Annotated in this window: 17 protein-coding genes; 4 read left to right on the top strand and 13 right to left on the bottom strand. The window is 71.8% G+C overall.

The genetic code is table 11. The features are described 5' to 3' along the window. The first annotated feature begins 109 nt into the window (after nt 1-109). Nucleotides 110-1,666, top strand: coding sequence for a purple acid phosphatase family protein (locus ACZ4YY_RS08310; protein ID WP_468285297.1), 1,557 nt, complete (start codon nt 110-112; stop codon nt 1,664-1,666). A 48-nt stretch (nt 1,667-1,714) separates the two neighbouring features. On the opposite strand, the gene ACZ4YY_RS08305 is transcribed toward ACZ4YY_RS08310, so the two are convergent. The 11 genes from ACZ4YY_RS08305 to ACZ4YY_RS08255 all read right to left on the bottom strand — a co-directional run bounded on the left by ACZ4YY_RS08305 (nt 1,715) and on the right by ACZ4YY_RS08255 (nt 15,827). Next, complete coding sequence (locus ACZ4YY_RS08305) at nt 1,715-2,581, bottom strand: DUF4429 domain-containing protein (protein WP_468285232.1); 867 nt, start codon at nt 2,579-2,581, stop codon at nt 1,715-1,717. A 76-nt stretch (nt 2,582-2,657) separates the two neighbouring features. After that, nucleotides 2,658-4,427: an IucA/IucC family protein gene (locus tag ACZ4YY_RS08300; RefSeq protein ID WP_468285229.1), complete on the bottom strand. Its 1,770-nt coding sequence runs from the start codon at nt 4,425-4,427 to the stop codon at nt 2,658-2,660. Further along, on the bottom strand, nt 4,424-5,026 hold the full coding sequence (locus ACZ4YY_RS08295) for a GNAT family N-acetyltransferase (protein WP_468285226.1): 603 nt from the start codon (nt 5,024-5,026) through the stop codon (nt 4,424-4,426). The genes ACZ4YY_RS08300 and ACZ4YY_RS08295 overlap by 4 nt, the downstream gene beginning before the upstream one ends. Beyond that, nucleotides 5,023-6,306: a lysine N(6)-hydroxylase/L-ornithine N(5)-oxygenase family protein gene (locus ACZ4YY_RS08290; protein WP_468285223.1), complete on the bottom strand. Its 1,284-nt coding sequence runs from the start codon at nt 6,304-6,306 to the stop codon at nt 5,023-5,025. Before ACZ4YY_RS08290 ends, ACZ4YY_RS08295 begins: the two co-directional genes overlap by 4 nt. After that, nucleotides 6,290-7,756: a lysine decarboxylase DesA gene (gene desA, locus ACZ4YY_RS08285; RefSeq protein WP_468285219.1), complete on the bottom strand. Its 1,467-nt coding sequence runs from the start codon at nt 7,754-7,756 to the stop codon at nt 6,290-6,292. Before desA ends, ACZ4YY_RS08290 begins: the two co-directional genes overlap by 17 nt. Nucleotides 7,757-7,949: 193 nt before the next feature. Continuing rightward, on the bottom strand, nt 7,950-8,798 hold the full coding sequence (locus ACZ4YY_RS08280; RefSeq protein WP_468285215.1) for a siderophore-interacting protein: 849 nt from the start codon (nt 8,796-8,798) through the stop codon (nt 7,950-7,952). A 134-nt stretch (nt 8,799-8,932) separates the two neighbouring features. After that, the gene (locus tag ACZ4YY_RS08275) at nt 8,933-9,982 is read right to left on the bottom strand and encodes an ABC transporter substrate-binding protein (RefSeq protein WP_468285212.1); all 1,050 of its coding nucleotides are present in this window, start codon (nt 9,980-9,982) and stop codon (nt 8,933-8,935) included. Nucleotides 9,983-10,160: 178 nt separating this feature from the next. Continuing rightward, nucleotides 10,161-11,321 (bottom strand): acyl-CoA dehydrogenase family protein, encoded by a 1,161-nt coding sequence (locus ACZ4YY_RS08270; RefSeq protein ID WP_468285209.1) that lies wholly within the window; start codon nt 11,319-11,321, stop codon nt 10,161-10,163. Further along, nucleotides 11,321-12,280: a hydroxymethylglutaryl-CoA lyase gene (locus ACZ4YY_RS08265; protein ID WP_468285205.1), complete on the bottom strand. Its 960-nt coding sequence runs from the start codon at nt 12,278-12,280 to the stop codon at nt 11,321-11,323. Before ACZ4YY_RS08265 ends, ACZ4YY_RS08270 begins: the two co-directional genes overlap by 1 nt. Continuing rightward, the gene (locus ACZ4YY_RS08260; RefSeq protein WP_468285294.1) at nt 12,277-14,190 is read right to left on the bottom strand and encodes an acetyl/propionyl/methylcrotonyl-CoA carboxylase subunit alpha; all 1,914 of its coding nucleotides are present in this window, start codon (nt 14,188-14,190) and stop codon (nt 12,277-12,279) included. Before ACZ4YY_RS08260 ends, ACZ4YY_RS08265 begins: the two co-directional genes overlap by 4 nt. Nucleotides 14,191-14,210: 20 nt before the next feature. Next, entirely contained in the window at nt 14,211-15,827 is a 1,617-nt protein-coding gene (locus ACZ4YY_RS08255) for a carboxyl transferase domain-containing protein (RefSeq protein ID WP_468285202.1), read from the bottom strand. 96 nt (nt 15,828-15,923) lie between these two features. Between ACZ4YY_RS08255 and ACZ4YY_RS08250 the strand changes: the two genes are divergently transcribed. The 3 genes from ACZ4YY_RS08250 to tesB all read left to right on the top strand — a co-directional run bounded on the left by ACZ4YY_RS08250 (nt 15,924) and on the right by tesB (nt 18,750). Then, nucleotides 15,924-16,520 carry an SACE_7040 family transcriptional regulator gene (locus ACZ4YY_RS08250; protein WP_468285199.1) on the top strand — a complete coding sequence of 199 codons (597 nt, stop codon included), beginning with the start codon at nt 15,924-15,926 and terminating at the stop codon, nt 16,518-16,520. A 171-nt stretch (nt 16,521-16,691) separates the two neighbouring features. Next, nucleotides 16,692-17,849 (top strand): acyl-CoA dehydrogenase family protein, encoded by a 1,158-nt coding sequence (locus ACZ4YY_RS08245; protein ID WP_468285197.1) that lies wholly within the window; start codon nt 16,692-16,694, stop codon nt 17,847-17,849. Between the two features lie 34 nt (nt 17,850-17,883). Continuing rightward, on the top strand, nt 17,884-18,750 hold the full coding sequence (gene tesB / locus ACZ4YY_RS08240; RefSeq protein ID WP_468285194.1) for an acyl-CoA thioesterase II: 867 nt from the start codon (nt 17,884-17,886) through the stop codon (nt 18,748-18,750). Nucleotides 18,751-18,754: 4 nt separating this feature from the next. On the opposite strand, the gene ACZ4YY_RS08235 is transcribed toward tesB, so the two are convergent. Together ACZ4YY_RS08235 and ACZ4YY_RS08230 are read right to left on the bottom strand one after the other, a co-directional pair. After that, complete coding sequence (locus tag ACZ4YY_RS08235; RefSeq protein WP_468285191.1) at nt 18,755-19,543, bottom strand: phosphatase; 789 nt, start codon at nt 19,541-19,543, stop codon at nt 18,755-18,757. A 63-nt stretch (nt 19,544-19,606) separates the two neighbouring features. After that, a complete protein-coding gene (locus ACZ4YY_RS08230; RefSeq protein WP_468285188.1) occupies nt 19,607-21,079 on the bottom strand; it encodes a PucR family transcriptional regulator in 1,473 nt (490 codons plus the stop codon). Nucleotides 21,080-21,193: the final 114 nt, after the last annotated feature.

The following is a 21,193-nucleotide window of genomic DNA, read 5'->3' as shown; positions in this document are numbered from 1 at the left end:
TGGCGGAACATTGAACCTCTCATGAGTGCCTGTTCGTGAGCCGTCCATCCGGCGGCCCGCGGCTCGTCGCCCGGGGGGACGAGTTTCAGACGCCATGGACATTCCCCGCATGGGCGTACCCGCCCGGCTCGCCGAGCGCATGAGCATGGCCGAGCAGCACGAGTACCTGCGCTCCACGTTCTCCCGGCGCACGATGATCAGAGGCGGCGCCGTCACCCTGGGCGCCGTCACCGGTGGCGCGTTCGTGACGGGCGCCACCGCCCAGGCCGCGCCGCGCACCGCCCCGCGCGCCGAGCGGGTCGACGGAGCCCTCGTCGCCCCCTTCGGACGCCACCTCGCCTACGGCACCGACGCCCGCACCGAGATGACGATCTCCTGGCAGGTCCCGGTCGCCGTGGAGAAGCCCTTCGTCCGCATCGGCGCCCACCCCTGGGACCTCTCCCACAAGATCCCTGCCGAGATACGTACGCTCCACACCCCGGCCGGCGTCGGCGCGAGCGGCGACCACACCCAGTACTACGTCCACGCCGAGCTCACCCGCCTGCGCCCCGGGCGCACGTACTACTACGGCGTCGGGCACGCCGGGTTCGACCCGGCCGCCCCGCACCTGCTCGGCACCCTCGGCACCTTCACCACCGCCCCGGCGAAGAAGGAGCCGTTCACCTTCACCGCCTTCGGCGACCAGGGCGTCAGCTACCACGCCCTGGCCAACGACAGCCTGATCCTCGGCCAGAACCCGGCCTTCCACCTGCACGCCGGAGACATCGCCTACGGCGACCCCTCGGGCCAGGGCCTGAAGACCGACACCGGGTTCGACGCGCGCACCTGGGACCAGTTCCTCGCCCAGACCGAGACGGTCGCCAAGCAGGTCCCGTGGATGGTCGCGTACGGCAACCACGACATGGAGGCCTGGTACTCGCCCACCGGCTACGGCGGCGAGGAGGCCCGCTGGGTGCTCCCCGACAACGGCCCCGACCGGGCCCGCCTGCCCGGCGTGTACTCCTTCACCCACGGCAACACGGCCGTCGTCTCCCTCGACGCCAACGACATCTCCTTCGAGATCCCCGCCAACCTCGGCATCTCCGGCGGCACCCAGACGACGTGGCTGGAGACGCAGCTGAAGCGGTTCCGCGCGTCGCAGGACATCGACTTCGTCGTCGTCTTCTTCCACCACTGCGCCTACTGCACCTCCACCTCCCACGCCTCCGAGGGCGGCGTGCGCCAGGAGTGGGTGCCGCTGTTCGAGAAGTACGGCGTCGACCTGGTGATCAACGGCCACAACCACGTCTACGAGCGCACGGACGTCATCAAGGGCGGCCAGGTCGCCAGGAAGCTGCCGATCGGCGGCACCGCCTACCCCGAGACCGACGGCGTCGTCTACGTCACCGCCGGCGCGGCCGGCCGCAGCCTGTACGCCTTCAGCGCCGACCAGTCCTACGAGGGCCACGAGAAGGACGTCGAGTCCGTCCCCTCCTACGTCGTCCAGAAGGGCGGCAAGCAGAACGAGACCGTCGACTGGTCGCGCGTGCGCTACCTCGACTACTCGTTCCTGCGCGTCGACGTCACCCCGGCGCCCCGCGGCCACTACGCCACCCTGAAGGTCAGCGGCATCGCAGAGACCGGCGACCGGATCGACCACTTCACGGTGGCGCGCCGCGCCAAGTAGCACCGGGTGTGCCCGGAAGGCGGGGCACACCGCCTCGGGGGGCGGTCCTCACAGGCGTCCGAGGACCGCCTGCTTGGCGAGGGCGAACTCCTCGTCGGTCAGGACACCGTCGCGGTGCAGTTCGCCCAGCTCGCGCAGCCGCCGCAGCAGCGCGTCGTGCCCGTCGTCGGCGGGGGCGGCGGGCCCGGGGAGCGGTACGGCGTCCTCGGGGGAGGCGAAGGGGTGGGGGAGGCGGGCCTGGACGGCCGCCGCGACCAGGGCCATCAGGGGGTCCTTGCGGAAGCCCCACAGTTCGACGGCGTTGGGGTCGTACTTGGGCGGGGCCTTGGTGGCCGCCCCCCGCACGGTGAAGCGCAGATGGCCGTTCTCCAGGCCGACGGCCGGGTGCCAGTCCACGGCCGTGATCTCGGCGAGGGGCAGGGTGCGGGTGCCGGCGGCGGCCTTGGCCTCCTCGGTCTTCCAGTTCCACTCCAGCCGCACCCGCTCGCCGTCGAAGCTCGCGGTGCCGTCCCCCGCGGACGCCGACAGGGGAACGGACGGGCCCGGCAGCAGATAGGAGTCCACCGGGTCGGAGGGAACCCGGTCCAGCAGCAGCGCGTTGCGGACCTCGTCGACGAGGTACTCGGCGACCCCGTACCGGTCGCCCTCCACCAGCAGCCCGTAGGGGTCGTGGGTCTCCGGCAGCCGGCCCCCGGTCGCGTGCAGCAGCGGATCGGCGCCGTCCCGCAGCCGCAGCCTGAGCCGCCCCGACCTCTTCCCCTGCTCCAGGGAGATCCCGGCCAACGCCCCCAGGGGGACGACGAGTTCGCCGAGGGTCCGGCGTAACAGGCTGACGTTCTTGTCCCTTCCCGGGGTCAGCCGCACGGCGTCGCCGTCGAAGACCCAGGTACCGTCCTTCTGGATGATTTCCGCCATGCGGGGATTCTCGCACCGCCGGGCAGGGTGACGGGCGCCCCCGAGGACCGTACTCGGGGGCGCCCGTCCGTCCGGTTCAGAACCCGGCGATGGGGTTCCTCAGGGTGCCGACCAACTGGAGCGCCCCGGAGGGGTCCGCCAGGTCCACCATCTGCCGGTTGTCGCGCAGTTGCAGGCGGTTGAGGCAGGACAGGGCGAACTCGGGGGCGAACATGTCGTACTGGCGGAACCTGTCGGCCAGCTCGGGGTGCGCCTCCTGGTAGGCGCGGGTGACCTCGGCGACCGTGCGCCAGAAGCCGTCCTCCTCCAGGATTCCCTCGGCGGCCAGGTCCGCGGCGAGGAAGCGGAAGAAGCAGTCGAAGACGTCCGTGAAGATCGACAGGAGCTTCATGTCCTCGGGGACCTCCACGCGGATGCGCCGCACCTCGGGCGGCAGCACCGCGTCCGGGTCCATCACGGCGATCTCCTCGGCGATGTCCTTGTAGATCGCCCGCTGCACGACCCCGTCCCTCAGCACGAGGATCGTGTTCTCGCCGTGCGGCATGAAGACCAGGTCGTAGGCGTAGAACGAGTGCAGGAGCGGCGTGTAGTACGCCTGGAGGTAGTGGCGCAGCCACTCCCTCGGCGGCAGCGCCGACTGCTCGATCAGCGCGCCCGCCACAGAGCGGCCCTCGTGGTCGACGTGGACCAGGGAGGCCATGGTGGCGAGGGACTCGCCGTCCCGGAGCGAGGGCACCGGGCTCTCCCGCCACAGCGCCGCCAGCATCTTGCGGTAGGGCGAGTAGCGGTCCGTCGCCGCCTCGTACTCCAGGTGCCGGTAGCCGACGGCCGCCCGCTCCCGGATGATCGACAGGCCCGTCGACCTCAGCACCGGGTCGTTGTCGATCAGCTGGGCCAGCCAGTCGTTGATCGCCGGCGTCGCCTCCATGTACGCCGCCGACAGGCCGCGCATGAAGCCCATGTTGAGGACGGACAGCGCCGTCTTCACGTAGTGCTTCTCGGGGTGCGAGGAGTTGAAGAAGGTGCGGATCGACTGCTGCGCCAGGTACTCGTCGTCGCCCTCGCCGAGGCACACCAGGTTCCGCCGAGCGACCTCGGCGGCGAAGGTGACGGTGAGCTTGTTCCACCACTGCCAGGGGTGGACGGGGATGAGGAGGTAGTCGGCCGGGTCCAGGCCCTGCGCGCGCAGGGTGCCGTGGAAGCGCTCGACCGTCGCCGCGCCCAGCTCCTCCCGCAGGAACGCCTCGTACTCGATGCCGACGCCCGCCGTGAACGCCGCCCGCGAGCGGTGCGCGGCCAGCCACACCAGCCGGACCGGGCTCGCGGTCTCCGGGGCGTACGACAGGTACTCGTGGATGCCGAAGCCCAGCCGGCCGTTGTTGGCGACGAAGCAGGGGTGGCCCTCGGTCATCCCGGTCTCGATGGCCTGGAAACCGCTCCTCACCAGCTCCGCCGACGGGATCTGCGGTTTGGCGAGCTTGTAGCAGGTGCCGGAGAGGGTGGAGGAGATCTCCTCCAGGTAGACGGGGAGGATCTCGTCGCTCAGGCCGAGCGTCTTCCTCAGCTCGACGAAGAAGTCCAGCGCGGCGAGCGGGAGGTCGGCGCCGTCCCGGGTGCGGGTGAGGGAGTCGGCGTCCACCTGCCAGTGGTCCAGGGCGCGGCGCACGGCGGTGAAGCGGTAGGCCGTCAGGCCGTCGTCGCTGCGCACGACGTACCGTCCGCCCTGCTGTTCGGGGGTGATGAGCCGCTCGTGGGCGAACTCGGCGAGGGCCTTGCGGATCAGCAGGCGGTTGGCCCTCTCCCAGCGCTCGGGGGAGAGGTGGGACACGGCGTCGGCGAGAGTCACGCGCCCACCCCCGTCGCGGCGGCGAACTGTTCCCGCGTGCAGAAGCTCAGCAACGCCTTCTTCTCCGGCTTCTGGATCGCGCGCTCGGGCACGAAGCCGACGGCCTCGTTCAGCGCGTGGACGGCCGTGTTGGCGACGTCCGGCTCGACGACGACGCGGTGCGTGGCCGGGTCGGTGAACAGGTGCGCCATCACGGCGGTGATGACGGCGCGGGTGAACCCGTGCACGGGCCGGTCGGTGGGGGCGACCAGGAAGTGCATGCCCACGTCACCGGGCCGCGGCTCGTACAGGCCGACCAGCTCTCGGTGGCGCGGGTCGTAGTACTCCATCAGGAAGGCCGGCTCGCCGTCGTGCAGACCCAGCAGGGCGTGGTGGTGCTCGTCGGCCGCGATCTCCCTGTAGGCGCGCTCGACGTCCTGCGGTTCGGCGTCCTGCATCATCCAGTAGGCCGCCTTGGGGTGGGTGACCCAGCGGTGCAGCAGTGCGCCGTCCGCCGACGGGTCGAGGGGACGCAGGGTGAGACGGCCGACGGCGGTGTCGGCGGGGGCGGCGCGGAGCCCCTCGTCCGGGGCGGCGGTGGGTGACGGGTGGGCGCTCATGCGCTGAACTCCTGGAACGCGATGGTCTTCTCGACCGGGTAGTACTCGCTGCCGAGCAGCTCACGGATGATGTAGCTGTTGCGGTAGGCGCCCATGCCGAGGTCCGGGCTGGTGATGCTGTGGGTGTGCACGCCCGCGTTCTGCAGGAACACCCCGCGGCCCGTGGTGTCGATGGAGTAGTTGCGGGCGACGTCGAAGTTGCCCCGGGAGTCGTAGCGCAGTCTGTCGCGCACCGGCGCGAGGAACTCCGGCTCGGTGTAGGCGTAGCCGGTGGCCAGCACCAGCCCCTCGGAGGTCAGCTCGTAGTCCTTCTCCTGCTCCTCCTGGCGGAAGGACAGGGTGTAGGTGCCGTCGTCGTACGTCGCACCCTGGAGGGAGGAGTTGGTGAGCAGCCGGGTGGGCACGGGGCCGCCGAGGTTCTTCTGGTAGAGCAGGTCGAAGATCTCGTTGATCAGATCCCCGTCGATGCCCTTGAACAGGCCCTTCTGCTGGGCGGTGAGCCGGTAGCGGGTGGCCTCCGGCAGCTCGCGGAAGTAGTCGATGTACTCCGGCGAGGTCATCTCCAGCGTGAGCTTGGTGTACTCCAGCGGGAAGAAGCGCGGGGAACGGGTGACCCAGTTCAGCCGGTAGCCGTGGACGTCGATCTCGTCGAGGAGGTCCAGGTAGATCTCGGCGGCGGACTGGCCGGAGCCGACGATGGTGATCGACTGCTTCTTCTGGAGCTCCGCCTTGTTCTGCACGTAGCGGGAGTTGTGGAAGAAGTCGCCGCCCAGCCCGGCGACGGCCGCCGGGTAGTGCGGCGAGGTGCCGGTGCCCAGGACCAGCCGGCGGGCGCGCAGGACGTCGCCGGCCTCGGTGCGCACGGCGTACAGCTCGGCCCTCTCGTCGTACGTCACCTCGGTCACCGTCGTGGAGAACCGCACGCTGCTCAGCTTGCCGGCGGCCCAGCGGCAGTAGTCGTCGTACTCGACGCGCAGCGGGTAGAAGTTCTCGCGGATGTAGAACGAGTAGAGCCGGCCCTTCTCCTTCAGGTAGTTGAGGAAGGAGTACGGCGAGGTCGGGTCGGCGAGGGTGACCAGGTCCGACATGAACGGCGTCTGGAGGTGGGCGCCGTCGAGGAACATGCCGGCGTGCCACTCGAAGTCGGGCTTCGACTCCAGGAAGACGCCGTCGAGTGCGTCGATGGGCTCGGTCAGGCAGGCGAGGCCGAGGTTGAAGGGGCCGAGCCCGATGCCCACGAAGTCGTGGGTCTTTTCCGTGGTCTCAGCAAGCGCGGTCAAGGGACTCTCCCAGGTACTGCTCGGCGTGGCCGGCGATCAGGTCGAGGACGGCGGCCATGTCGTCGGCCGTGGTCTCGGGGTTGAGCAGGGTGAACTTCAGGTAGTGGCGGCCGCCCACCTTGGTGCCCGCGACCACCGCGTCACCGGAGGCGAACAGGGCCTTGCGGGCGTAGAGGTTGGCGCGGTCGATCTCGGCCGGGTCGGTGACGGCCTGCGGGATGTAGCGGAAGACCAGGGTGGACAGCGACGGCTCGACGACGACGTCGAAGCGCGGGTCGGCGGCCAGCAGTTTCCAGCCCTCCACCGCGAGGTCGCACACCTCGTCGAAGAGCTGTCCGATGCCGTCGGCGCCCATGACCCGCAGCGTCATCCACAGCTTGAGCGCGTCGAAGCGGCGGGTGGTCTGCAGGGACTTGTCCACCTGGTTGGGGATGCGTTCCTGCACCATCCTGCGCGGGTTCAGGTACTCGGCGTGGTAGGTGGCGTGCCGCAGCGTGGCGGCGTCCTTCACCAGCACCGCCGAGGAACTCACCGGCTGGAAGAAGGACTTGTGGTAGTCGACGGTGACCGAGTCGGCGCGCTCGATGCCGTCGATGCGGTCGCGGTACTTCACGGAGGCGAGCAGACCGCAGCCGTAGGCGGCGTCGACGTGCATCCAGGCGCCGAACCGCTCGCACAGCTCGGCGATCTCGGGCAGCGGGTCGATGGAGCCGAAGTCGGTGGTGCCGGCGGTGGCGACGACGGCCATGGGGACCAGTCCGGCCCGGACGCAGCGCTCCAGCTCGTGGGCGAGGGCGACGGTCTGCATGCGCTTGTCGTGGTCGACGGGGACGGAGACCACCGCGTCCTGGCCGAGGCCCAGCAGTTTCGCCGACTTCTTCACGCTGAAGTGGCTCGCCTCGGAGGCGAAGACACGCAGTTTCGCCAGGGAGGCCACACCTTCCCACCCGTCCGGCCCCGGCTTGGCCTCCTCGCGGGCCAGCAGCAGTGCCTGGAGGTTGGACTGGCTGCCGCCGGAGGTGAACACGCCGTCGGCGGCCGGACCGAGGCCGATGCGGGCGGCCGTCCAGTCGATCAGTTTCCGCTCGATGAGGGTGCCGCCGGCCGACTGGTCCCAGGTGTCCAGGGAGGAGTTGACTGCGGAGAGGACCGCCTCGCCCAGCACGGCGGGGATGACGACCGGGCAGTTGAGGTGGGCGAGGTAGCGGGGGTGGTGGAAGTAGATCGCGTCGCGGAGGTAGACCTCCTCCAGCTCGTCCAGCACGGCGGCGGTGTCACCCAGGGGCCGGTCGAGGTCGATCCCCTCGATGCGGGGCGCGAGGGCGTCGACCGTGACGCCGGTGAACGGACGGTCGGTGGCGGCGAGTTTGGCGGCCACCCGCTCGACTCCTTCGGTCACGGAGCGGCGGTACTGCTCCGCGGTGGTGTCATTGAGCAGGTGCGAGCGCATGGTGGGGGTCCTCCGGGGTGGGGACGGGTCCGCTGCGGAACGGACTCAGGGGCGGAGCCTCAGATTGAACTTAGGTAAGCCTAACCTAAGTCGGTTGGTCGGAAGTCGGCCCTCGCCGTGACGGTGATCACTTGGAATTCCGAACAGCAGGGGGGAGCTTCTTTGGTTCGGAGCTCTCGACCCGTCCCGGTCGTCACTCCGTCTCGCGGAGCTGCTCCTCCGTCAGGCCCCGGCGCCAGTAGCCGACGAAGGTGACCCGGCGCCGGTCGATGCCGCGCTCGCCGACGAAGTGCCGGCGCATCTGCTTCACGCACCCCGACTCGCCCGCGATCCAGACGTACGGACGCTCCGCGGGCGGCAGAGGGGTCTCCCGCAGGGTGCCGAGGGCCAGGGGGGCGGAGCTCTGGCCGCCGGTGCCCTCGCCCACCAGCCACGTCACCTCGGCGTCCGCCGGCGTCGCCAGGTCCTGGACGGTCCCGGCGTCGCGCACCTCCAGCCAGGCCCGCGCGCGCAGGCCCGCCGGCAGTGACTCCAGGATCGACGAGATCGCCGGAAGGGCCGTCTCGTCGCCCCACAGCAGCACCAGGTCGGTGTCCTCGGGCGCCCGGAACCGGATGGCCCGGTTGTCGGCGATCGCCGGCCCCAGCAGCACGACCCGGTCCCCGGCGACGGCCCGGGCCGCCCACGCGGAGGCGGGCCCGGCCGGGGTGTGCAGCACGAAGTCGACGTCGATCTCGTCCGTGCGCCCCAGGGGATCCCGGCGAAGGGCCCGCAGCGTGTACGACCGCATCACGGCCCGTACGCCGTCCGGCAGTTCGCGCCAGGCCTGCCACCACCCGTCCCCGAGCTCGTACGGCACCCGCGGCTCGCGCTGGCCCGGGTGCGGCAGGAACAGCGACAGGGACTGGTCGTACCCGTCGGAGAGGAAGTGCTGAAGGTCCTCCCCGGCGAACGTCACCCGCACCAGAGACGGCCCGAGCCGCCTCGTCCGTACGACCTGGAGGGAGAAGAAGCGGAACGGGGCGGCTACGGCCGTGGTCATGGGTGCTCCTGGGAGGTGGGGCAGGGGTGGCCGACCTCAGGGGCGCGGGGCGGTGCCGGTCTGCGGCTGCGCCGTGGGGCGCGGCCGCCCGCGAACGGCCCGCAGCCGCCCGTGCCCTTCGGCCGCCGAGGGAGTCAGGCGACCTTCTTCGCGCTCTCCAGCGCCTTCGCGAGGTTCTCGAGAAGCGGTACGCACTTGTCGTAGGACAGGATCGGCTCCGGCGACCGGGCGATGACCTGCCCGGCCTTCACCGCGGGCAGCTGCTTCCACGTCGGCTTGGTGATCGCCGCCGGCTGCAGCGCCTGCGAGCGGTCGTCCAGCATGATGATGTCCGCCGGGTACTTGTCGACGTTCTCCCAGCTGAGCGACTCGAACCAGCCGCCGCCGGCCGCCTTCGCGCTCTCCGGGGGCTCGACGAAGTTCACGCCGAGCGCCTTGAAGTACTCCAGGTCGATGGAGAGGTTGGTGCCGGAGACGTAGAAGAGCTGGTCGGCGGCGGAGCCGGCCAGGACCTTGATGTCGGGCTTGGCCTTGGCGGCCGCGCGCAGCCGGGTGGCCGCCGCCTCGAAGCGCTTCTTGGCGTCGGTGACCGCGGCCGCCTTCATGTCGGCGCCCAGCGACGCGGCCAGCTCCCACATGCGCTCCAGCGGAGCGGTGAGCTGACGGTCGTAGACGGAGATGCCGACGCTCGGGGCGAGCTTGGCGATCTTGTCCTTGGAGGCCTCGGGGACGTACCAGAGGGTGCCGGTGTTGTCGAACATCGTGGAGATGAGGACATCGGGGGCGAGTGCCGCGTACTTCTCGACGTTGAACTCGTCCCAGACGTTGCCCAGGATCTGCACCTTGGTGATGTCCATGTCGCCGGCCTGGACGTCGGGCTTGCCGTCGGTGGTCCTGGTCGGGCCGAAGACCCCCTTGACCTGGATGCCGTAGTCGTACAGGGCGGCGCCGACACCGGTGAACGCGACGATGTTCGCGGGAACCTTGTCGAGCTTCACCGTGGTGCCGCGGTCGTCCTTGAACGTCCAGGGACCGGACGGGGCGGAGGCGCTCGCCGACGCGTCAGAGCCACCGCTTTTCGCGTCGTCGTCCCCGCAGGCCGCGAGCGCGGCACCGAGGCCGAGGGCGCCGCCGGCGGCCAGGATGCCGCGTCGGGTGAGGTGGGTGGCACTGGCGTTGGACATGAGTGTGGTTGCCTTCGAACAGGGCGGATCACCGCCGGACAATTCGAAGATAGGTTAGCCTAACCTCAGCTCTTGTCCAGGGAGTGGGGGCCTTCTGTTCGAACCTGTGCGGGTCCTGTGATCTTTGAGGATGGGGGCGAAGCCCCCGATCCCCCTTCGATGCAAGGGAGTTGACGGATCAGCCCGCCAGTCCCAACTCCCTTGCGATCAACATCCGTTGGACCTCGCTCGTGCCCTCGCCGATCTCCAGGATCTTCGAGTCGCGCCACATGCGGGCGACCGGATACTCGTTCATGAACCCGTAGCCGCCGTGGATCTGCGTGGCGTCGCGGGCGTTGTCGACCGCGACCGTCGACGAGTACAGCTTGGCCAGCGCCGCCTCCTTCTTGAAGGGCTCGCCCGCCACCAGCCGGCTGGCCGCGTCCCGCCAGGCGAGACGGGCGGTGTGGGCCCTCATCTCCATGTCGGCGATCTTGAACTGGATGGCCTGGTTGGCGCCGATCGGACGGCCGAACGCCTCCCGCTCCTTGGCGTACTTCACCGACTCGTCCACACAGCCCTGGGCGAGCCCGGTCGCCAGCGCCGCGATGGCGATGCGGCCCTCGTCGAGGATCCGCAGGAACTGGGCGTAGCCCCGGCCCTCCTCGCCCAGCAGGTTGGCCGCCGGCACGCGGACGTCCGCGAAGGCCAGTTCCCGGGTGTCCGAGGCGTTCCAGCCGACCTTGGAGTACGGCGCCGCGACGGTGAAGCCCGGGGTGCCGGAGGGCACGATGATCGCGGAGATCAGCGGCCGGCCGTCGGGCTTGCGGCCGGTCACCGCGGTGACCGTGACCAGACCCGTGATGTCCGTGCCGGAGTTGGTGATGAAGCACTTGGTGCCGTTGATCACCCACTCGTCCGTCTCCGGGTCGAGACGGGCCGTCGTGCGCGTCGCGCCCGCGTCGGAGCCGCCGCCCGGTTCGGTGAGACCGAAGGCGCCCAGGATCTCGCCGGAGCACAGCCGCGGCAGCCACTGCCGCTTCTGCTCCGGCGTGCCGAACAGATGGACGGGCATGGCGCCCAGGGAGACGCCCGCCTCCAGGGTGATCGCCACGGAGGAGTCGACCCGGGCGAGTTCCTCCAGTGCGACGGCCAGCGCCAGGTAGTCACCGCCCATGCCGCCGTACTCCTCCGGGAACGGCAGCCCGAACAGGCCCATGCGGCCCATCTCGCGGACGATCTCGTAGGGGAACTCGTGCCGCTCGTAGAAGTCGCCGATCTTCGGCGCGACGACATCGTGCGCGAACTCCTCGACCGTGCGGCGGAGTTCTTCGAGTTCGGGGGAGAGACGGTGGTCCATCACTGCTCCTTGGGGTCCTCGTCGGCCTTGTGGGCCAGGGCTCGGACGGTTCGGGACGGGCTGGGCCGGCCCAGGTGGGCGGCCATCCACACGCTGGTGGCGGTGAGACGGCCGAGGTCGACTCCGGTGTCGATGCCGAGCCCGCGCAGCATCCACACGAGGTCCTCGGTGGCGAGGTTGCCGGTGGCGGACCTCGCGAACGGGCAGCCGCCGAGGCCGCCCGCGGAGGCGTCGACGGTGGTGACGCCGTGCTGGAGCGCGGCCAGGGTGTTGGCGAGCGCCTGCCCGTAGGTGTCGTGGAAGTGAACGCCCAGCGCGCCGACGGGGATCCCCTCCTCGTCGAGGGCCGCGAGCAGCGCCCCGACATGGCCCGGGGTCGCCACCCCGATCGTGTCGCCGAGGCTCAGCTCGTCACAGCCCATGTCCAGCAGGGCCCGGCACACCCGGACGACCTGCGGCACCGGCACGGCGCCCTCCCACGGATCGCCGAAGCACATGGAGAGATAGCCGCGGACGTGCACACCGTCCGCCTTCGCCCGCTCCACCACCGGGTGGAACATCGCCAGCGACTCGTCCACCGTGCGGTTGAGGTTGGCCTTGGCGAAGGACTCGGTGGCGCTGGCGAACACCGCGATCCGGCGCGCGCCGAGCGCCAGCGCCCGGTCCAGGCCCCGCTCGTTGGGCACCAGCACCGGCAGCTCCACCGGCAGGTCGGCGACGAGCGGGTACAGCTCCTCGGCGTCCGCGAGCTGCGGCACCCACGCGGGGTGGACGAAGCTGGTCGCCTCGATCGTCGTCAGTCCCGTGCCGGAGAGCCGGCGCAGGAACTCCGCCTTCACCGCCGTCGGCACGGTCGCCTTCTCGTTCTGCAGGCCGTCGCGCGCGCCGACCTCGTGGATCCGCACCCGGGTCGGCAGCCCGGGCGCCGGGACGGTCATCGGAAGTCCTCGCACGGTCATCCCTCCTCCTCGTGCGGCGCGATCACGGCCAGCACCTGGTCCATGGCGACGGTCGCGCCGGGGGCGACGTCCAGTTCGGCGACCGTGCCGGCGTGGGGGGCGGAGATGACGTGCTCCATCTTCATCGCCTCCACCACCAGCAGGCTCTGACCGGCGGCCACCTCGTCGCCGACGGCGACCTTCACCACCGTCACCGTGCCCGGCATCGGCGCGGTCAGCGAGTCGGCGCCCGCGTGCGCGGCTCCGGTCAGGGACGCCGCGACCGGGTCGTGGTCGCGCACCTGCCAGGCGTCGCCGTCCCGGCCGAGCCAGTCGCCGGCCCGGTGGAAGGTGTGCCGCACGCCGTCGAGGGTGACGTGGACATGGGTGTCGGTGACGGCGTGGGTGCCGCGCGGGACGTACTCCACGGGGTCCTGCACCCGCAGGTGGAAGCCGACCGGCTTCGGTTCGCCCCCGAGCCGCCACCCGCTCGGCACCGAGAAGGGATCCGTCCACCCCTCGCCCCGGGGCCGCAGCGCCTCCAGACGGACGGCGGCGGCGGCCTCGTAGACCTCCTGGGGGACGTCGGCGGGGGCCAGCTCGTCCACCACCCGCTCCACCAGCCCGGTGTCCAGGTCGCCCGCGACGACCGCCGGGTGGGCCAGCAGCCGGCGCAGGAACCCGGCGTTGGTCGCCACGCCCAGGGTGACCGTCTCCGCGAGGGCGGCCCGCAGTCTGCGCAGCGCCGTCGGCCGGTCGGGGCCGTAGGCGATCACCTTGGACAGCATCGGGTCGTACAGGCTGCCGACCTCGGTGCCCTCGTCGAGCCCGGAGTCGGTGCGGACGCCGTCGCCCTGCGGCTCGCGCAACCGCAGCACGGTCCCGCCCGACGGCAGGAAACCGCGCGCGGGGTCCTCCGCGCACAGCCGCGCCTCGATCGCGTGCCCGGTGAGCCGCACGTCGTCCTGCCCGAAGCCCAGCGGCTCCCCGGCGGCCACCCGCAGCTGCCACTCGACCAGGTCGAGCCCGGTGACCAGCTCGGTGACGGGGTGCTCCACCTGCAGGCGGGTGTTCATCTCCATGAAGTAGTAGGAGGAGGGGTCGCCGCCGGGCACGATGAACTCCACCGTGCCCGCGCCCCGGTAGCCGCAGGAGCGGGCCGCCTGCACCGCCGCCTCGCCCATGGCCGCCCGGGTGGCCTCGTCGAGGAGCACGCTCGGCGCCTCCTCGACGACCTTCTGATGCCGCCGCTGCAGGGAGCACTCGCGCTCGCCCAGGTGCACCACGTTGCCGTGGCCGTCGGCCAGGACCTGGATCTCGATGTGCCGGGGGCGGTCGACCCACCGCTCGACGAGGAGCGTGTCGTCGCCGAAGGAGGCGCGGGCCTCGCGGCGGGCGGCGGCGATCTCCTCCTCCAGCCGGGTCAGGTCCCGCACCAGGCGCATGCCCTTGCCGCCGCCGCCCGCGGAGGGCTTGAGCAGCACGGGCGCGCCGAGCTCGCGGGCGGCCTCGGCGAGGTCCGGGTCGCGGCCGCCGGGCACCACCGGCACCCCGGCCGCCCGCACGGTCTCCTTGGCGCGGATCTTGTCGCCCATGAGGGAGATCGCGTCCGCCGGCGGGCCGATGAACACGAGCCCCGCCTCGGCGCAGGCGCGCGCGAAGCCGGCGTTCTCGGCGAGGAAGCCGTAGCCGGGGTGGACGGCCCGGGCGCCGGTGCGGGCGGCGGCCTGAAGCAGCCGCTCCACCGACAGGTAGCTCTCGGCGGCCGGCGCCGGCCCGATCCGTACCGCGGTGTCGGCCTCCCGGACGTGCCGGGCGTCGGCGTCCGCGTCGGAGAACACGGCGACCGAGCGCACGCCCATCGCGCGCAGGGTGCGGATGACGCGGACGGCGATCTCGCCGCGGTTGGCCACGAGCACGGTGTCGAACATCATCGGTCCAAGTCCCCCTGTCACATCCGGAAGACGCCGAACTGGGGGTCACCCAGTGGCGCGTTGGCGCACGCGGTCAGGGCCAGCCCGAGCACCTGCCGGGTCTCCATCGGGTCGATGACGCCGTCGTCCCAGAGGCGGGCGGTCGCGTAGTAGGCGTTGCCCTGACGCTCGTACTGGGCGCGGACCGGCGCCTTGAAGGCCTCTTCCTCCTCCACGGACCACCGCTGGTCGCGGGCCTCCAACTGGTCCCGCTTGACCGTCGCGAGGACGGAGGCGGCCTGCTCACCACCCATGACGGAGATCTTGGCGTTGGGCCACATCCACAGGAAGCGGGGCGAGTACGCCCGTCCGCACATGGAGTAGTTGCCCGCGCCGTACGACCCGCCGACCACCACCGTCAGCTTCGGCACGCGCGTGCAGGCGACGGCCGTGACCATCTTGGCGCCGTGCTTGGCGATGCCGCCGGCCTCGTAGTCCCTGCCGACCATGAAGCCGGAGATGTTCTGGAGGAACAGCAGCGGGATGCCGCGCTGGTCGCACAGCTCGATGAAGTGGGCGCCCTTCTGGGCGGACTCGGAGAACAGGATGCCGTTGTTGGCGACGATCCCGACCGGGTGGCCGTGGATCCGGGCGAAGCCGGTGACGAGGGTCTGTCCGAACTCGGCCTTGAACTCGGCGAACCGGGACCCGTCGACCACGCGCGCGATGACCTCCCGCACGTCGTACGGGGTGCGGGAGTCGACGGGGACCGCGCCGTACAGCCCGGACGGGTCGACCTTGGGCTCGACCGCGGGGCGCACCTCCCAGGACGGGCGCCCGCCGGACGGGAGGGTGGCGACGACGTTCCGCACGATCCGCAGGGCGTGGGCGTCGTCCTCGGCGAGATGGTCGGTCACGCCCGACACCCGCGCGTGTACCTCGCCGCCGCCCAGTTCCTCCGCGGTGACGACCTCGCCGGTGGCGGCCTTCACCAGCGGCGGACCGCCCAGGAAGATCGTGCCCTGGCCGCGGACGATGACGGCCTCGTCGCTCATCGCGGGGACGTACGCGCCGCCCGCCGTGCACGAGCCGAGGACCGCGGCGATCTGCGGGACGCCCGCCCCCGACATCCTGGCCTGGTTGTAGAAGATGCGCCCGAAGTGCTCCCGGTCGGGGAAGACCTCGTCCTGCATCGGCAGGAAGGCGCCGCCGGAGTCCACGAGGTACAGGCAGGGCAGCCGGTTCTCCAGCGCCACCTCCTGCGCCCGCAGGTGCTTCTTCACCGTCATCGGGTAGTAGGTGCCGCCCTTGACGGTGGCGTCGTTGGCGACGATCACGCACGCGCGTCCGCTCACCCGCCCGATCCCGGCGATGACACCGGCGGCCGGGGCCTGTCCGTCGTACATCCCGTCGGCGGCCAGGGGCGCCAGCTCCAGGAAGGGCGAGCCCGGGTCCAGGAGGGTGTCCACCCGGTCCCGCGGCAGCAGCTTCCCGCGCGCGGTGTGCCGTTCGCGCGCCTTCTCCCCGCCGCCGAGCCGGGCGGCCGCCAGCTTGCCGCGCAGCTCCCCGACGAGGGCGAGGTGGGCTTGCTCGTTGGCCCGCCAGGCCTCCGACGCGGGGTCCGCCGCGCTCGTCAGCTCCGGTGCCTGATCCATCCTTGCGGTCCCCTCACCCAGTGATCGACTGTTAATGAGCGTTAACCATTTCCTCCAGGTTAACGAGCGCTAACCTCCCTGTCTAGAATTGTTCTCATGGCCACCAGAACCGACGCCCCCACCCGCCGCGAGCAGATCCTCAAGGAGGCCGCGAGGCTCTTCGCCGAGCGCGGGTTCCACGGCGTCGGCGTGGACGAGATAGGGGCCGCCGTCGGCATCAGCGGCCCCGGCCTCTACCGCCACTTCCCCGGCAAGGACGCGATGCTCGCCGAGCTGCTGGTCGGCATCAGCGGTCAGCTGCTGACCGGGGCGAAGCGGCGCCTGGGGGAGTCCGACGGGGTCGCTCCCGAGGCGGTCCTCGACTCGCTCATCGAGGGGCACATCGACTTCGCGATCGACGACCGTCCCCTGATCACCCTGCACGACCGGGAGCTGGACCGCCTCCGCGACAGCGACCGCAAGCTGGTGCGCCAGCTCCAGCGGCAGTACGTCGAACTGTGGGTGGAGGTGGTCCGGCGGGTGTATCCGGCCCTGTCCGAACCGGCGGCCCGCTCGGCGGTCCACTCGGTCTTCGGTCTGCTGAACTCCACTCCGCACCTCGGCCGTCCGGGTGTCCTGCCCGGCCGCGCGGCCACGGCGGAGCTCCTGCACCGCATGGCCCGGGGCGCGTTCACGGCGGCTGCGGCGGAGTGACGAGCGTTACGGCCGACCCCCTCTGGACTCCTCTCCCTACCCGCCGGTACGGTTGTCCCTGAGCAAGCGCTTAGCCAACGGGGACCGCGATGACCCATCGGGGAACCCGCACGGCGAGCAACCAGGTACGCGAGAGCGGCGCCGGTTCAGGCGCACAGAAGGGTGGCGGCGGTGCGCCGTACGGTGTTCAACGAGGATCACGAAGCGTTCCGGGAGACCATCCGGGCCTTCATCGAGGCCGAGGTCGTCCCCGTCTACGACGAGTGGTTCGCCGCCGGCCAGGCGCCGCGCGACTTCTACTACAAGCTCGCCGAGCTCGGCGTCTTCGGCATCCGCGTCGACGAGGAGTACGGCGGCGCCGGCATCGACTCCTACAAGTTCGAGGCCATCCTCTACGAGGAGACCGCCCGCGCGGGCGTCTCCTTCGGCGGCTCCGGCGTCCACGTCCTGCTCGGCCTGCCCTACATCAAGCTGCTCGCCACCGACGAGCAGAAGAAGCGCTACCTGCCGAAGTTCGTCTCCGGCGAGGAGATGTGGGCGATCGCGATGACCGAGCCGGGCACCGGCTCCGACCTCGCGGGCATGAAGACCACCGCCAAGCTCTCCGAGGACGGCACCCACTACGTCCTCAACGGCGCCAAGACCTTCATCACCGGCGGTGTGCACGCCGACCGCATGATCGTCTGCGCCCGCACCTCCGCGCCCACCGCCGAGGACCGCCGGCACGGCATCTCCCTCTTCGTCGTGGACACCAAGGCCGAGGGCTACTCCGTCGGCCGCAAGCTCGACAAGCTCGGTCTGAAGACCTCCGACACCGCCGAGCTGGCGTTCGTCGACGTCAAGGTCCCCGTCGAGGACCTCCTCGGCGAGGAGAACAAGGGCTTCTACTACCTCGGCCACAACCTGGCCTCCGAGCGCTGGGGCATCGCCTTCGGCGCCTACGCGCAGGCCAAGGCCGCCGTCCGGTTCGCCAAGGAGTACGTCCAGCAGCGCACCGTCTTCGGCCAGACCGTCGCCTCGTTCCAGAACACCAAGTTCGAGCTGGCCGCCTGCCAGGCCGAGGTGGACGCCGCCGAGGCCGTCGCCGACCGCGCCACGGAGGCCCTCGACGCCGGTGAGCTGACGCCCGCCGAGGCCGCCAGCGCCAAGCTGTTCTGCACCGAGGTCGCCCACCGCGTCATCGACCGCTGCCTCCAGCTGCACGGCGGCTACGGCTTCATGAACGAGTACCCCATCGCCCGCCTGTACGCGGACAACCGCGTCAACCGCATCTACGGCGGCACCAGCGAGATCATGAAGTCGATCATCGCGAAGGACATGGGCCTGTAAGCCGCCCGCGACCGCCGGCCGGTACAACCACCCCATGAGCCAGGCACTACAGGATCTCCTCGATCTGCTCGACCTCGAGCAGATCGAGGAGAACATCTTCCGCGGCCAGTCCCGCTCGGCCGTCGTCCCGCGCGTCTTCGGCGGGCAGGTGGCCGCCCAGGCACTGGTCGCCGCCGGGCGCACGGTCCCCGCCGACCGGCTCGCCCACTCCCTGCACGCGTACTTCCTGCGCATGGGCGACCCGGGCGCCCCCATCGTCTACAACGTCGAGCGCATCCGCGACGGCCGGTCCTTCACCACCCGCCGGGTCGTCGCCGTCCAGCACGGCCGGCCGATCTTCGCCCTGTCCGCGTCCTTCCAGACGGACGAGGAGGGCCTCGACCACCAGGCCCCGATGCCGCCCGCGCCCGACCCGGCCACCCTGCCCACCTCGCAGGAGCGGCTGCGCGGCTACGACCACCTCGACCAGGAGGTCGTCGAGCGGTTCCTCGAGGCCCGCGAGGCGATCGACCTCAGGTACGTCGACGAGCCGCCGTACGGGAGGTTCGGCGAGCCGCGCGAGCCGCACTCCCAGGTGTGGTTCCGCACCAACGGCAAGCTCGCGGACGACCCGCTGCTGCACGTCGTCCTCGCCACCTACGTCTCCGACATGACCCTCCTCGACTCCGTCCTGCTCGCGCACGGACGGGGCGGCTGGGCGGTCGGCGACGTCGTGGGCGCCTCACTGGACCACGCGATGTGGTTCCACCGGCCCTTCCGCGCCGACGAGTGGCTCCTGTACGACCAGGAGTCCCCGTCCGCGTACGGCGGCCGGGGACTCGGCCAGGCCCGCATCCACACCCAGGACGGGCGGCTCGCCATCTCCGTCATCCAGGAGGGCGTGGTCCGCGTCCCCCGGTGAGGGATCAGGCCAGCCCCGCCTCCGCCAGCAGGTACGCCGTCATCGGGTCGTAGTGGCGGGGGCTGACGACGTGGTCGTCGAGGGGCACCGTGACCTGCACGGTGCCCTCGGCCTCCGCGAGGAACAGCGCCGGGTCGTTGCAGTCGGCGTACCCGACGGAGTCCACGCCGTGCTGCCCGGCGTAGCCGGCCCAGCCGTGGTCGGCGACGACCAGGTCCGGCAGCGGGCGGCCCTCGCGCTCCAGCCCGGTCAGGATGGCCTTCATCGGCTCACCCGAGTGCGTGTGCCACAGCGTCGCCCCGTGCTCCAGCACCGCCACGTCCGCGAACTGCATGACGTACCCCTCGTCCGTCTGCAGCCCGTCCGGGATGACGACGATCTCGCAGCCGGCCGCACGCAGGGCGGCGGCGGTGGCCCGGTGCACGTCGAGCAGGCCGCCCGGGTGGCCGGTCGCGAACAGCACCCGCTGCCTGTCCTCGGCCGCCTTGCGCAGCCGGCCCGCGAGCCGGTCCAGGGCGTCGACCGTCAGCTCCGGGTCGATGGTGTCCGGCCCGTACCGGTACTCGGGGTCGTCGTTGACCCCGACGCGCTCCGCCATCACCGCGAGCACGTCCTGCTCGTCGCTCCAGCGGTCGCCGAGCTCCAGGCCCAGCCAGAAGTTTCGGACGCCGTTCGCGAGCTGGCGGTAATGGGAGAGGTTGTTCTCGCGCGGTGTCGCGACGTCCCCGGCGATGCGGGTGCGGACGAGGTGGTCGACGAGTTCGGCGCGGCTGGGCGTCCCGGGTATCGGCATGGGGTCCATTGTGGGGCAGTCCTCCGGCGCCCGTCTGCGCTGTTCGGGACGCTGGGACGTGGGTCACTCACTGTTCCGGGCGTGATCGCGCAGCGCGAACCACAACTCCATCCGTACGTCCGGATCGTCCAGGTCCGTCTCCAGCAGCGCCGCGCACCGCGCGATCCGCTGGCGCACGGTGTTGCGGTGCACGCCCAGCGCCACCGCCGTACGGTCCCAGCCGCCGTGCAGCGACAGCCAGGCGCGCAGGGTCTCCGTCAGGGCCGGGACGGCGGCGACCGGCGCGAGCAGCGCCCGCGCGTGGGCCCGGGCGTCCTCGGGGGCGACCAGGTCGGCCAGGGCGGGGCGCGCCCCGTGCCGGACCAGGGGCACCCGGGTGGCACGGGCCCGGGCCAGAGCCCGGGCGGCCTGGACGTCGGCGGCCGGCCAGCCGGCGGGCGCGGCGGGCGCGCTGAGGCCGACGACCCAGCCGGGCTGCGGGCCCGGCGCCCGGTCGGCGGGCACCAGCACCCGGACGACCCCCTCCGCGAGGTCGACCAGCGGCGAGCCGAGGGCCGCCCCCAGCGCCGAGGCGGCCACCGCGTCCGGCGGCCGGGGATGACCGGGAAGGGCGTGCACCACGACCCACCGCCCCTCGCCCAGCAGCGGGGCGACCTCCTCCGGCGACGCCCCCAGCAGCAGCCGGACCAGCGCCGACGACCGAGCCGCTCCCGAGCCGCCGTGGTGCTCCCCGGTGAGCAGGGAGAGCAGCACGGCGGCGACGGAGGCGATGGTGTGGTCGCCGGGCCCCCGGTGCGGGGCGGCGATCCCCAGCGTGAAGCCCCGGTCCGCGCCCAGCGCGTAGGCGGTGAGACGGGTCCCGGCGGCCGTCGTCTCGCCGGCGGTGGCCGAACCGCGCGCGCCCAGCACCCGCACCAGCTCGGCCAGCGGCCCGTCCACCGCGTCCTGCGGCCGGCGCCCCGCCCGTGCGACCGGCGCGCCCTCCGGCCCGTACACCACCGCCCACCCTCCGAGCCGCCGCGCCAGCTGCCGCAGCACCGAGGGCACCGGGTCCGGCCGGGAGGCGGCGGAGGCGAGACTCTGCTGGGCCTCGGTGACCCGGCGCAGCTCGGCGAGGCGGGCCTGCGCCATCAGCTGCCACACCGCGCGGGCCACCCTCGAGAAGGTGGTCCGCTCGGCCACCTCCAGCAGCGGGAGGCCGTGGGCGTCGCAGGCGGCGACCAGGGCCGGCGGCACGGTGTCGTGCACGGGCGCGAGCCCGAAGCCGAGCGCCGCGCCGCCCGCCGCCACGATCCGGGCGACGTACGCGTCGAACGTCCCCGCGCCGGCCCCCTCCGCGACGTGCGCACCGGCCGTCAGCAGCAGCTCACCGCCCAGCAGGTACGGGTACGGGTCGGCCATCTCCGAGGCGTGCGCCCCGTGGACGACGGTGCCCGCGTCGTCCGGCCCGGCGATCAGACGCAGGCCGAGGTCCTCGCGGGCCAGCAGCGCGGCGAGCGGCACGGGGGGCGTGGGGGGAACGGAGGGGTCCGGCATCGTGGACGTTTCTTCCGGTCGGTCGGTCTGATATGGAGGAAACGTACACTTCTGGCGCGCTCGCCGACCCTCTAGGGTCCGAGGAGAGTCGTGTCGGAAGAGCACCCGGCGCGG

The organism is Streptomyces sp. NPDC030143 (genome assembly GCF_055573695.1).
Note: the sequence above shows the minus strand (reverse complement) of the source record. Positions and strands in the feature narration are given on the sequence as shown.